Source organism: Streptomyces sp. NBC_00224 (genome assembly GCF_041435195.1).
Classification (GTDB): domain Bacteria; phylum Actinomycetota; class Actinomycetes; order Streptomycetales; family Streptomycetaceae; genus Streptomyces.
In genome coordinates this window covers 5828571-5840916 of sequence record NZ_CP108106.1, presented here as the reverse complement: position 1 = coordinate 5840916, position 12346 = coordinate 5828571, and the positions used below count along the sequence as shown (strand labels likewise).

Annotated in this window: 13 protein-coding genes and 1 pseudogene; 5 read left to right on the top strand and 9 right to left on the bottom strand. The window is 72.1% G+C overall.

What is annotated here, in order from left to right:
- Nucleotides 1-78: 78 nt before the first annotated feature.
- The 6 genes from OG965_RS26170 to OG965_RS26145 form a co-directional block, all read right to left on the bottom strand.
- A complete protein-coding gene (locus tag OG965_RS26170) occupies nucleotides 79-2643 on the bottom strand; it encodes a SpoIIE family protein phosphatase (protein WP_371654498.1) in 2565 nt (854 codons plus the stop codon).
- Nucleotides 2644-2811: 168 nt separating this feature from the next.
- Nucleotides 2812-3216, bottom strand: a complete 405-nt coding sequence (locus OG965_RS26165) for an ATP-binding protein (protein ID WP_371654497.1) — start codon at nucleotides 3214-3216, stop codon at nucleotides 2812-2814.
- A gap of 128 nt (nucleotides 3217-3344) precedes the next feature.
- The gene (locus OG965_RS26160; protein ID WP_371654496.1) at nucleotides 3345-3773 is read right to left on the bottom strand and encodes a (deoxy)nucleoside triphosphate pyrophosphohydrolase; all 429 of its coding nucleotides are present in this window, start codon (nucleotides 3771-3773) and stop codon (nucleotides 3345-3347) included.
- 90 nt (nucleotides 3774-3863) lie between these two features.
- On the bottom strand, nucleotides 3864-4043 hold the full coding sequence (locus tag OG965_RS26155; RefSeq protein WP_371654495.1) for an SPOR domain-containing protein: 180 nt from the start codon (nucleotides 4041-4043) through the stop codon (nucleotides 3864-3866).
- A gap of 244 nt (nucleotides 4044-4287) precedes the next feature.
- Complete coding sequence (locus OG965_RS26150; RefSeq protein ID WP_371654494.1) at nucleotides 4288-5040, bottom strand: GntR family transcriptional regulator; 753 nt, start codon at nucleotides 5038-5040, stop codon at nucleotides 4288-4290.
- 135 nt (nucleotides 5041-5175) lie between these two features.
- Complete coding sequence (locus OG965_RS26145; protein WP_371654493.1) at nucleotides 5176-6438, bottom strand: DUF4190 domain-containing protein; 1263 nt, start codon at nucleotides 6436-6438, stop codon at nucleotides 5176-5178.
- Between the two features lie 196 nt (nucleotides 6439-6634).
- Here OG965_RS26145 and OG965_RS26140 point away from each other — a divergent pair, with 196 nt between their 5' ends.
- Nucleotides 6635-7786, top strand: a complete 1152-nt coding sequence (locus OG965_RS26140; RefSeq protein WP_371654492.1) for a threonine synthase — start codon at nucleotides 6635-6637, stop codon at nucleotides 7784-7786.
- An 11-nt stretch (nucleotides 7787-7797) separates the two neighbouring features.
- Here the strand turns inward: OG965_RS26140 and OG965_RS26135 are convergent, their stop codons facing one another.
- Entirely contained in the window at nucleotides 7798-8664 is an 867-nt protein-coding gene (locus OG965_RS26135; protein WP_371654491.1) for a carbon-nitrogen hydrolase family protein, read from the bottom strand.
- 98 nt (nucleotides 8665-8762) lie between these two features.
- Between OG965_RS26135 and OG965_RS26130 the strand changes: the two are divergent.
- The 3 genes and pseudogenes from OG965_RS26130 to OG965_RS26120 form a co-directional block, all read left to right on the top strand.
- Nucleotides 8763-8890 (top strand): annotated as a pseudogene (locus OG965_RS26130) (Uma2 family endonuclease); the annotation flags it as partial.
- 106 nt (nucleotides 8891-8996) lie between these two features.
- On the top strand, nucleotides 8997-9266 hold the full coding sequence (locus tag OG965_RS26125; protein ID WP_371654490.1) for a type II toxin-antitoxin system Phd/YefM family antitoxin: 270 nt from the start codon (nucleotides 8997-8999) through the stop codon (nucleotides 9264-9266).
- Nucleotides 9259-9522, top strand: a complete 264-nt coding sequence (locus OG965_RS26120; protein ID WP_099130288.1) for a type II toxin-antitoxin system RelE/ParE family toxin — start codon at nucleotides 9259-9261, stop codon at nucleotides 9520-9522. The genes OG965_RS26125 and OG965_RS26120 overlap by 8 nt, the downstream gene beginning before the upstream one ends.
- Before the next feature lie 133 nt (nucleotides 9523-9655).
- Here OG965_RS26120 and ychF read toward each other — a convergent pair whose 3' ends face one another.
- Nucleotides 9656-10744, bottom strand: a complete 1089-nt coding sequence (ychF, locus tag OG965_RS26115; RefSeq protein WP_371654489.1) for a redox-regulated ATPase YchF — start codon at nucleotides 10742-10744, stop codon at nucleotides 9656-9658.
- A 248-nt stretch (nucleotides 10745-10992) separates the two neighbouring features.
- Between ychF and OG965_RS26110 the strand changes: the two genes are divergently transcribed.
- On the top strand, nucleotides 10993-11586 hold the full coding sequence (locus OG965_RS26110; RefSeq protein ID WP_371654488.1) for a DUF6542 domain-containing protein: 594 nt from the start codon (nucleotides 10993-10995) through the stop codon (nucleotides 11584-11586).
- Nucleotides 11587-11605: 19 nt separating this feature from the next.
- On the opposite strand, the gene ppgK is transcribed toward OG965_RS26110, so the two are convergent.
- Nucleotides 11606-12346 carry a polyphosphate--glucose phosphotransferase gene (gene ppgK, locus OG965_RS26105; protein ID WP_371654487.1) on the bottom strand — a complete coding sequence of 247 codons (741 nt, stop codon included), beginning with the start codon at nucleotides 12344-12346 and terminating at the stop codon, nucleotides 11606-11608.

Here is a 12346-nt window from a genome sequence, read left to right as displayed (position 1 = left end):
AAGCGGCCCGACGCAGGGGCGGCGCGTCGGCGGTCGACGGCCCTACGGCGTGCCGCCCCGGGGATGAGCGCCCCCGGGTCAGAACATGCTGAGCAGCTGCTCCTCCGTCAGCTCGGCCACGGGGCTGGACTCCCCGTCCGGAAGGGCGAGTTCGAACCAGACCGTCTTGCCGCGCGGGGTGCGGCGCGAGCCCCACGCCGCGCTCAGCAGGCCGACGAGCTGGAGCCCCCGGCCACCCTCGTCCGTGTCCCGGGCCCGCCGCCGTCTCGGCTGGACCAGACCCGCGTCCCACACCTCGCACACGAGGGTGCGGTCCCGCAGCAGCCGGAGCCGCACCTCGCCCTCGCCGTACCGCAGGGCGTTGGTGACGAGTTCACTGACCAGCAGCTCGGTGGTGTCGACGAGGTCGTCGAGGTCCCAGGCGAGCAGCTGGGTGCGGGCGAGCTCGCGGGCGCGGCCGACCGAGCGCGGCGAGCGCGGCAGCCGCCAGTCGCCGACGGCGTCCGTGGGCAGGCCCTGGATACGGGCCATGAGCAGGGCGATGTCGTCCTCGCCGTGGCGGGTGTCGAGGGTGTTGAGGACCTGGTCGCAGACGTCCTCCAGGCCCGCGACCGGGTCGCTGATGGCCTTGCGGAAGGCCCGCAGGCCCTCGTCCAGGGGGTGGTCGCGGGACTCGACGAGACCGTCGGTGTAGAGCGCGAGCAGGGCGCCCTCGGGGAGGTCGACCTCGATCTCCTCGAACGGCTCCCCGCCCACGCCGAGCGGCAGCCCGGGCGGCATGTCCAGGAACAGCGCGGGCTCTCCGGGCTCGACCAGGACCGGCGGCAGATGGCCCGCGTTGGCGATGGAGCAGCGCCGCGTCACCGGGTCGTACACGGCGTACACACAGGTCGCCAGATAGACCTCGGAGAGGTCGGCCTCGCGGGACTTGTGGGCGGCGCGGGAGCCGGGGCGGCCGCGCCGGTTCCCGCCACCCGCGCGGTCGGGGCCGCCGGGGTCGCCCAGGCCCCGGGCGATCTCGTCCAGGTGCGAGAGCACCTCGGCGGGCTCCAGGTCGAGCATGGCCAGGGTCCGTACGGCGGTGCGCAGTTCACCCATGGCGACGGCGGCCCGCAGACCGCGGCCCATCACGTCGCCGACCACCAGGGCGGTGCGGTGGCCGGGGAGTTCGATGACGTCGAACCAGTCGCCGCCGACCTCGGTGGCGGCGTTGCCCGGCAGATAGCGGCAGGCGATGTCCAGCCCGGCGGCCTCGGGGTCGCCGGGCGGGAGCAGGGAGCGCTGCAGTATCAGCGCGCGCTCGTGCTCCCTCCGGTAGAGGCGGGCGTTGTCGATGCAGACGGCGGCGCGGGAGGCGAGTTCGGTGGCGAGGGCGCGGTCGCGGTCGCCGAAGGGCTCGCTGCCCTTGGCGCGGGAGAACTGGACGAGGCCGACGACGGTGTCGTGGGCGACCATCGGGACGGCGAGCGTGGTGTGCACCAGGCTGCCCTCGCCGCCCGGTACGGCGTGGAGGCGGCCGGTGCGCAGGGCGCCGGCGCAGGGCGAGTGGAAGGGGTAGCGATGGACGTCTCCCACGGAGACGGACGCGATCGGGGCGGTGGCGCCGGTGAGGGTGGGCGGTGCGTCCGAGACCGCGCTGGCGAAGGCGACCCGGCGCAGCTCGGCGCTGCCGTCGGCGCGGCTCTGGATGGCTTCGTCCCCGGCGAGCAGTGCCTGGTAGAGGTCGACGGAGGCCAGGTCGCAGAAGCCGGGGACGGCGACGTCGAGGAGTTCGCGGGCGGTGGTCTCCAGGTCGAGGGAGTTCCCGATCCGGTTGCCCGCCTCGTTGAGCAGGGCGAGGTTGCGACGGGCGTCGGCGGCTTCGCGGGCGGCGTTGTGACGGCGGGTCACATCGATGCCGAGGCTGGCGACGCCGATGGGCCGGCCGGTGCCGCTGTGCACCCGGTAGAGGTTGATCGACCAGTGGCGGCGGGCCGGGTCGCCGGGCGCGGTGCCGACGAGCTGGAGGTCGGTGACGGCCTCGCCGGTGTCGAGGACGCGCTGGAGGGCGGCGGCCATCCGGTCGGCCTCGGCGCGGTTCAGGTAGTCGTGGACGGTGCGGCCGCGGTGCTCGTCGGGTTCGCCGCCGAAGACGGTGGCGAAGCGCCTGTTGGCGCGCAGGACGGTGAGGTCCGTCCCGAACAGCAGGAAGCCGAAGGGAGATTGGCCGAAAATGGCCTGCGAGGCCGCGAGATCCGTCTCTATGCCGCGCAGCGCCCGGACGTCGACGACGATACAGAGCGCGCCGCGCTCCCCGGCCGCCGTCTCGCTCGGCATCACATACAGCTCGGCGAGCCCGTGCCGGCCGTCCCTCTCCGGCGTGCGGAACGGGACCAGGCCGGTCCACTCGCGCCCGTCCAGGATCTCGGTGACCCGTCGGTGACCTTGGGAGCGCAGCTCAGGCGGCATGAAGGCGTCGACCGGGTCGATTCCCACGACCTCGCGGGCGGACAGGCCGAACTGCTCCTCGGCCCGCAGACTCCATTGCTCGATCAGCCCGTCGGGCCCGATCGAGAACGAGGCGACCCTGATGTAGTCATAGATCGAGCCAGGCGGGCTGCTCTGCCACACGACGCCGCCAGCCGTCTCAGGTATCTCGCTCACGCGACCGTCCCCTCCAGCTCACCGCACCGGACCGGCCTTGACCGCAGTATTCAGTACTACGGCCCCCACCGGCACGGCGTTCACGATCACATCCCGGTCTCGTTCTTTTCCGGCCGTCTTCCGACTTCGGCGTCCGAAGAGGTGGTGATCGTTCGTCCCTACCTCCTTCTAACCCGGCAGAGCCAGCTCGAACCACACGGTCTTGCCCGTCCTGCCGCGCCTGGTCCCCCAGCGCCGTGCAGAACAAGCCACCAACTGAAGCCCCCGGCCCCCTTCGTCGTCCGGTCCGGTGTCCCGCTGAACGGGCTCTTCCGGCAGCGGGTCGGAGACCTCCACCAGCAGGGCGCCGGGGTCCAGCCGTCCCATCCGGACGCCGATGGGCCCCGACGCGTACCGCAGGGAATTGGTCACGAGCTCACTGACCAGCAGCACCGCCACATCGCTGACGGCCGGGTCCAGCGCCCAGCCGCGCAGCGTGTCCCGGACGGCGTGGCGCGCGGTGCGCACGGCGTTGGCCTCCGCCGGGAAGGTCCACTCGGCACAGCCGCCGGAGGTGTCGATCACGCCGCTCACCCGCATCCGATTCTTCGGGGGGTTTAGAAGGATTAATAGCCACATACCCGATATTTGGGGTCAGCTATCCCCTGATGGGGCGCATGGTGGCACGAACGGCGTAGGGGCGTACGGGGACGGAGGGACGCTCAGCGGCCCGCCGCGCCCTCCCGCGCCGCCCTGATGCCCGCCGCCAGCATGCGCGCGGCCTCCGCCACCGCAGGCCGGTCCTGCGGCAGCCAGTCGACCTCGTCCGTCTCGTCGGGGGCGAGCCAGCGCAGGGCGTCGTGGTCCTCCAGGGGCCGGGGCTCGCCGGAGACCAGACGGGCGGTCCACACCCGCAGCACCAGGCCCGGCTTCAGCGGCCACTCCCCCGGGATCCGCTCCAGCGGCCGGGCCTCCACGCCCAGTTCCTCGCGCAACTCGCGCACCAGGGCGTCCTCGGGGTGCTCACCCGGCTCCACCTTGCCGCCGGGCAGCTCCCAGCGCCCGGCCAGCTCGGGCGGGGCGCTGCGGCGCGCGGCGAGCAGCCTGCCCCTGTCGAACACGGCTCCGGCGACCACCACACGAACGTCCATGCGCCGGAGCGTAACCCGCTCCCGGCGGGGTCCGGTCCGGCGGGCCGTCGTCCGGCCCGCGCCCCCGTCCGCACCCACCGGGGCGCCCCGCTACTGCGCCGGCTGGGTGATCCTCTCGACCCAGTAGAGCCGGTGATGTCCCAGGTCATCGAGGCTGTCGACGATCTTCTGGGCCTCGGCCCGGGTGGCGTACCTGCCGACGCGGTAGCGGTTGCCGTTGTCGTCCTGCCGTATGACCTGCCAGGAAAGCACCACGCCACCGTCGTTCATCGCGCCCCTCCCGCTGTCGGCGTGCAGGTCTGTGAAGATCCCCAGGAAACCGCATTCCGCATATGCCCGAGCCTACGCCTGACCTTCACTCAGCGGATCCGCGTTTACACAAAGAGAGACGGATCCGGCCACGCAAGGGCAAGACAGCGGGGGCGCACTCCTTCGAGTGCGCCCCCGTTACGGGAGTTGACGCCGGATCAGCCCACCGCCGACACCGCTACTTCACCCGCTTCAGCTACGTCACCTACTTCACCGGAAGGTGGTAGGCGATCCGGTACCGGTCGGCGGGGACGACGACGTCGGCCGTCTCCACCGCGCGCCCCGACGCGTAGTACGTCCGCTCGATGACGAGCACCACATGGCCCGGGACGCCGCCGAGCGCCAGGAGCTCCTCCGCAAGCCCCGGGCGTGCGCCGACCTCCTCCACCACGTTGTCCACCACCACGTCGATCGCGGCCATCCGCTCGACGACGCCGCACCCCCCGAGCGGCCCCTCCTCGGGGAGCATCACGGGCGTGCGCCCGGTCACCGCGAGCGGCTCCCAGGACGTGGAGAGCATCATCTGCTCACCCGCGTCCCGGTACAGGTACCGGGTGCGCATCACCCGGTCTCCAGGGGGGATGCCGAGCCGCTCGGCGATCTCGGCGGACGCGTCCTCCTGCTCACTGCTCGACTCCCAGGTGCCCCGGGTGCCGTCCTCGGCCTGCTCCTGGCGGAACGGGCTGGCCCCCTTGGCCGGGCGGAACCCGGAGCGGGCCACGCGGCGCGGGACGGGGCGCTCCCTCACATACGTACCCGACCCGGAGCGGCCCTCGACCAGACCCTCGGCCATCAGGACCTTGCGGGCCTCCAGGGCGACCGTGTCGGAGACGCCGTACTCCTCGCGGATGCGGGCCTGCGAGGGGAGGCGGGTATGCGGCGGCAGTGAACCACTGACGATTTTCTGCCGGAGATCGCTGGCTACGCGCAGATAAGCCGGCTGCTCACCGAAAGTCACTGGCCACTCCCATCAGGTTGACAGACTGCAACAGCGTGGCAACCGTGGGTTGTGCGCCGCAAGCCAAGGCCACAGTTTCACTCGAAGTGATGACCTGCCCGTGCCCAGGGGATACCGCCGGTAGGACTACCCGCCTCAGACCGCCTTGGAACCGTCGCCTCCGGTTCCGCTCCCCGTTCCCGAGCTCGACCCGTCCTCGGTGCCGCCGCTGTCCGTACCGCCGTCGGCGCCGCCCGAACCGCCGCCGCTGTCCCCGGAGTCGGTCGCGGGCGGTGTGGTGGCCAGGTGCAGGGCGCCCCGCGCGGCGACCTCGGTGGCCTGCCGCAGGGCGCGGTCCGCCGCGCCCGAGTGGAGGTAGAAGGCGTCGGTGTCGGCGGCCCCGGCCGCCTTCGCCCACTCCTTGCCCGCCAGCTCGGTCTCCTTGGCGCGGGCGCGCACCCGCGCGTCCGCGGCGGCGGGCCAGCTGCGCTCGCGCAGCCGGGCGCTCTCCTGGCCCAGCACCTGGGAGACCTGCCCGGCCCACTTCTTGAAGGCGGGCAGGTCGTCCTCGACCCGGTCCCGGTCGGGGCCTGCGGCCAGCACCCGGTCATAGGCGTTGGCGGAGCGCAGATAGGTCATCTGGTCGGCGTCCAGACGGCGGGCGTCATTGCGCACCGAGCCCTTGAGCTTGCCGCTCGTGGTGGCGAAGGAGCAGGTGACCGAGTGGTCGCCGAGCCGCCAGCTGCGGCTGCTCGGTGTGTAGTAGTACGACTCGGCCTCGACCGGCAGCGCCCAGCTGTCCATCGCGTACTCCTGCTCGACGGCCCAGCACTTGCGGTCGGCGAGCGCGGTGATCGCCTTGTCGCCCGGGAAGGAGGAGCCGTCCAGCTTGAAGGAGCCGGAGACCTCGCCGTCGTGCGGCCCGGCACACGGCACGACGGTCACGTTCACGACCTCGCGCTCCAGCTCGCCGCCGGGGACGTCGAAGCAGTCGCCCTTGCGCAGGTCCATGGTGCTGCGCGTGCTCTTGACCTCGTCGATACCGTCGCGGAACCCGTCCCAGAACGCGCTCACCGCGCCGCTCACCACGAGGACGACCGCCAGGACCGTACTGATCGCGGAGAGCACCACACCGGTGATCGCCATGCCCTTACCGCCCTGCCCCCTCTTCCTGATCCGCCCCAGGGCGAGCACGCCCAGGACCAGACCGAGCGGCGGCACACAGCAGACGATGCCGGTGACCAGCGAGGCGATGGCCAGACCGCTGGTCTTGACCGGCTCCTGGAACGGCTGCGGGTACGCCTGCGGATACGGGTACCAGGGCTGCTGCGGCCCTGGTAGGGGCGGCGGCCAGCCGGGGCCGTGGCCCTGGCCCGGCTGCGGAGGCGGCTCGGGCGCGGGCGGCGGCGGTATGTCCACGGGTGAGGGCTCCTCGTCGAGGTCAGCGAACTGCTGCGCGAATCGTACGCGGGAGCCGACGGGGGGTCGGCGCCGAAGCGGACGGAGTGCGTCCGGGCAGCGGCCGGGCGGCGGCCCGGCCGGGTTCGGGGCGGGCGAGCACCCGTGAGCCACCCGACCTGACTCGACGTCACAAGCGACGTTCTAGGGTCGCCGTATGACACGCACGAACACGCACCCTTCCCAGCCCTCCGGCGCGAGCGCGGCGGCATACCGCTGCCCCCGGGACGGCACCCGGGCCCCCGTCGAGGCCGCCGCCCCCTGGTGCTGCCCGGCCTGTGGGGGCCCGTGGGACCTGGACTTCGCCGCCGGGGCCGTGGAGCTGAAGTCGCTTGCGGGGCGCGTCGGTTCGCTGTGGCGGTACGCGGAGGCCCTGCCGCTCGACGGGCCGCCGCCGGTCACCCTGGGCGAGGGGTGCACACCGCTGGTGCCGCTCACCGACACGGTCTCGGCCAAGCTGGACTTCCTGATGCCGACGCTGTCCTTCAAGGACCGGGGCGCGGTCGTGCTCGCCGAGCTGGCCCGGCGGCTGGCGCCCGAGCGCGTGATCGCCGACAGCAGCGGCAACGCGGGCACGTCGTTCGCCGCGTATCTGGCCCGGGCCGGGCTGCCGTGCACCGTGTACGTGCCCGAGGCCACCTCGCCGAAGAAGGTCGAGCAGATCGGGGCGCACGGGGCCCGGGTCGAGCGCGTCCCCGGCGACCGGGAGGCCACCGCCCGCGTCGCCCGCGCGGCCGCCGACACCCCCGGCACGTTCTACGCCTCGCACGTCTTCAACCCGTACTTCCTGCACGGCACCAAGACGTATGTCTACGAGCTGTGGGAGGAGCTGGGCGGCAGGCTGCCCGGCGCGATCGTCGTCCCGGTCGGCAACGGCACCCTGCTGCTCGGCGCCGCACTCGCCACGGCCGAGCTGTACGCGCACGGCCTGATCCCCGAGCGCCCCGCCCTGGTCGCGGTCCAGGCGGAGGCGGTGTCGCCGCTGGCGGCGGCGTTCCGGGCGGGGGCGGAGGATCCCGCGGACGCGGAGGCGGCCGACACACTGGCCGAGGGCATCGCGATCCCACGCCCGCCCCGGGGCCGCCAGATCCTGCGAGCGGTACGCGAATCGGGCGGCACGTTCCTGACGGTGACCGAGGACCAGATCCGCGCGGCCCAGCGCGACCTCGCCGGCCGCGGGCTGTTCGTCGAGTCGACGGGGGTGGCGTGCTGGGCGGCGGTCACCGCGTCGCCGTCCTCCCTCGGGGGGCGTGACGCGGTGGTTCCGCTGTGCGGGGCGGGGCTGAAGACGGGGTTGGCGGCGGGTTGACGGGCTGGAGCCTAGGGGGGCGGTACGGGTGGAGTAGCCGCCGCCCGTACCGCACGCCTGGGCATCACTGAGGTATCCCACAGATCCCGCAGCATCGGCTCAGCCTCGCGGGCAGCGTGCAGGGCGTCGGGGGTCAGATCGGCGAAGACGATCTCCTCGTCCCGGGCGCCCGCTTCCGCCACAACCCGTCCGTCCGGCCCCCACACCGCACTGCTCCCGCAGGTCTCCCACTCCCCCGTCCGTCCGACGTGGTTGGCGAGCACCGCGTACACCGTGTTGTCGAAGGCCCGGGCGGGGAACCAGATCCGCGACTCGTGGTACCCGTTGCCGACACCGAACAGCGCGCCCACCACGTACGCGTGGCAGCCGTCCAGCGCCGCCGCCCGAGCGTGCTCGGGAAAGCCGGAGTCGTAACAGACCCCGAGCCCGAGCCGCCACCCATCCACGTCAAGGGTGAGACCAGCAGCCCCATGCCGATACACGGCCCGCTCCGCCTTGAACAGCGTCTGCTTGTCGTACCGCGCGCGGACCCCGCCTCCGTCGACGACCAGAGCGGATACGAACAGCTCCCCGCCGTCGTACACCGCGGCCCCGACGACCGCGACCACCCCGCTCTCCCGACAGGCGGCCACGACGGGAGCGAGGCGGGGGTCGCCGAGCCCGTTCACGGCGCACCGCTCGGGATCGGCCCGGATGAGCTCGGGCTCGTACCCGGTGAGGAATTTCTCGGCAAGCACGACGACCCGTGCCCCACCGCCCCCGGCGGCCCGGACGAGCCGGGCGGCGGTGTCGGCATTGGCGACGACATCACCGGCGGCGACGGGGGCCTGGGCGGCGGCGATACGGAGGGGGCGGGAGGGTATGGCGAATGGGGTCACGGTTGGAATTCGATCACAGTCGGGGGGCGGCGACCGGCCCCGATCCGGTCCCGGGGAAGACCCGGCTCTCGTCGGCCCGGAGCCGGTACGGTGAAGCCATGACCGCACTGCCCGACTGGATGCGCCCGCCGCGCGCGGAAGGCTGGTTCGCGGAGGACCTGGACAGCCTCCCGGAGACACCCCCCGCCATACCGAGCTGATCGACGGAGTGCTGGTCTTCATGCTTGTCGCCCCAGCGCCGCACATCCAGCACGCGCGACCGCGTCGAGGGGATCCTGTCCGCCACCACCGGCCCGTTGTGTACACATGGGACACTCGGTACGCTTGAGCGCATGACGCAGCCACTGCCCATAGAGTCCATCCGCGACGTGCGTGCACACTTGGCGGAGGTCGTGGAGCGCGCAGACCGCGACGATGTGCCCACAGTGATCACGCGCCGGGGCAAGGAAGTCGCCGCCGTCGTCTCCATCGACGTACTGCGCAAGTACCAGGAGTGGGAAGAGCGCGAGATCAATCGGATCATCGACGAGCGCGTAGCCAACCCCGCACCCGGCATCCCGATCGAGGACATCATGAGGGAGACGCTGGCGCGCAGTGAGTGAGTACCGAACCGTCTTCCGCCCCGAGGCGCAGGCCGAACTCCGGAAGATCCCTCGCGACATGGCGCTGCGCATCCTGGCCAAGCTGACCGAGTTGGAAACCGACCCCCTCGGCTTCAACACCACCGCACTCGTGTCCCAGCCCGAACGTCGCCGCCTGCGCGTCGGCGACTACCGCGTCGTCTACACGATCGACAACGGGGAGCTGGTGATCTGGGTCGTTCACGTGGGACACCGGTCCACCGTTTACGAGACCTGATCGCCACTGACCCCGCGTCAGACCATCCAGCACCCATCCAGCACGGTGACGACGGAGGGGTCGGACTCAACGGAGTCCGACCCCTTCTTACCTGCACGTTTGACTAATCAGTTAACGCCCAGTACACGACTAGCTACACGTTGAACCGGAATTCGACTACGTCGCCGTCCTGCATGACGTAGTCCTTGCCCTCCATCCGCGCCTTGCCCTTGGCGCGGGCTTCGGCCACCGAGCCGCAGTCGACGAGGTCGGCGAAGGAGATGACCTCGGCCTTGATGAAGCCGCGCTGGAAGTCGGTGTGGATCACGCCGGCCGCCTCGGGGGCGGTGGCGCCCTTCTTGATGGTCCAGGCGCGGGTTTCCTTCGGGCCGGCCGTCAGGTACGTCTGCAGGCCCAGGGTGTCGAAGCCGACGCGGCCCAGGGTGGCCATGCCCGGCTCGTCCTGGCCGACCGACTGGAGGAGTTCGAGGGCCTCGTCGTCGTCGAGCTCGATGAGCTCCGCCTCCAGCTTGGCGTTCAGGAAGATCGCCTCGGCCGGGGCGACCAGCGCGCGCTGCTCGTCCTTGAAGGCGTCGTCCGTCAGCTCGTCCTCGTCGACGTTGAAGACGTAGAGGAACGGCTTCGTGGTCAGCAGGTGCAGCTCGTGGAGGAGGTCGCCGCGCTCGGTGCCCTTGGTGATGCCCTTGGAGAAGAGGGTGTCGCCGGCTTCGAGGATCGCCTTGGCCTCGACGACGGCCGCGAGGACCGCGACCTTCTCCTTCTGGAGGCGGGACTCCTTCGTCAGCCGGGGCTCCGCCTTCTCGATGGACTGGAGGTCGGCGAGGATCAGCTCGGTGTTGATCGTCTCGATGTCGTCCTTCGGCGAGACCTTGCCGTCGACGTGGACGACGTTCTCGTCCGCGAAGGCGCGGATGACCTGGCAGATGGCGTCCGACTCGCGGATGTTCGCCAGGAACTTGTTGCCCAGGCCCTCACCCTCCGAGGCGCCGCGCACGATGCCCGCGATGTCGACGAAGTCGACCGTCGCCGGGAGGATCTTCTGCGAGCCGAAGATGCCCGCGAGGACCGCGAGGCGGGCGTCGGGGACGCCGACGACGCCGACGTTCGGCTCGATGGTGGCGAACGGGTAGTTGGCCGCCAGCACGTCGTTCTTGGTCAGGGCGTTGAACAGGGTCGACTTGCCGACATTCGGCAGACCGACGATTCCGATCGTGAGCGACACGTTGGCGACTTCCCGGTACGAGGGTGGTGGTCCGTCCGCCCCCGGGCCGGGGGCCGACGCCCCCGCGGATGGGGGCCGACTCACCAGTTTACGGGCGCGCCGTGCCGTCGGCGACGGCCCTCACCGGGTCGGCGCCGACCCCGCCTTACCGCCTCCAGGGGCGGTTTCGCGTCGAACGCAACGCCAAGCTCACCCAAAGGGCGTGTCCCACGGGTGGTTCCTCCCCTGTTGCGACCTACGTTGGTGCGGTGGAGCAATACAGGACGCGCACCCCGCAGCCCGGACAGCGAGCACGCACGGCCGACGGCCCGGCCGGACGCGCGCCCGGCCGTACCTCCGGGCGGGCGCCGCTCGGGCCGCAGGCCGCCGCCGGGGAGGCGGCCGCCGTGTACCGGGTGGCGGCCCGCCCCGCCCCGCCGTTCGTACTGGCCCTGCGCCGGCTTCCCCAGCCCCGACTCACGGGGCTCGGCGGAGGGCTGTTCGCGGCGGCCGTCATGTTTCTGCTCGGCTGCCTGGACTGGCTGATCTTCGACGGCTCGCCCGCCGTGTACGGCGTGCTGTTCCTGCCGGTGAGCGCCGTCACCGCGCTCTGGGTGCGTCCCGCCGACCTGGTGAGTGCGCCCATCAGCGTCCCGATCGCCTTCGCGTTCGGCATCGTGCCCATCGCGGGCGGCTCCGGCGGCTTCGGCGGCCAGGCCATGGCCGTGGTCACCGCCCTGGCCCTGCACGCCGGCTGGCTGTACGGCGGCACGCTGGTGGCGGGCCTGATCGCGAGCGTACGGAAGCTGCGGCTGATGGGGCGGCGCAGGACGCGGCCCGCCGGACCCGGGCCCCGGCGGTAGCCAGAACGCGGCGCCGTCGCTACCGGCGGGCCGCCGTCATCGCCGCCCCCACGATCCCCGCGTTGTTCTGCAGCTCCGCCGGGACCAGCTCCGCCCGGATCCCCTCGATCAGCGGCAGGAACTTGTCGGCCTTGCGGCTCACGCCCCCGCCGATGATGAAGAGCTCCGGCGAGAACAGCATCTCGACGTGGGCCAGGTACTTCTGGACGCGGTGGGCCCAGTGGGACCAGGTCAGGTCCTCGTCCTCCTTGGCCTTGGTCGAGGCACGCTTCTCCGCGTCGTGGCCGTGCAGCTCCAGATGGCCGAGCTCGGTGTTGGGCACCAGGCGGCCGTCGAGGAAGAGCGCGCTGCCGATGCCCGTACCGAACGTCAGCAGGATCACCGTGCCCTTGCGGCCCCGGCCCGCGCCGAAGCTCATCTCGGCCACGCCCGCCGCGTCCGCGTCGTTCATCACCGTCACCGGCAGGCCGCCCAGGCGGTCGCCGAGCAGCCGCGCCCCGTCCACGCCTATCCACTCGCGGGCGACATTGGCCGCCGTTCTGATCGTGTTGCCCGTGACGACCCCCGGGAAGGTGATGCCGACCGGGCCCGACCAGCCGAACTGGCCGACCACCTCCGCGACGCCGTCCGCCACCGCTTCGGGCGTCGCGGGGTGCGGGGTCAGGACCTTGTACCGCTCCTGGGTCAGGTCGCCGCGCTCCAGGTCCACGGGAGCGCCCTTGATCCCGGACCCGCCGATGTCCACTCCGAACACGTTCAT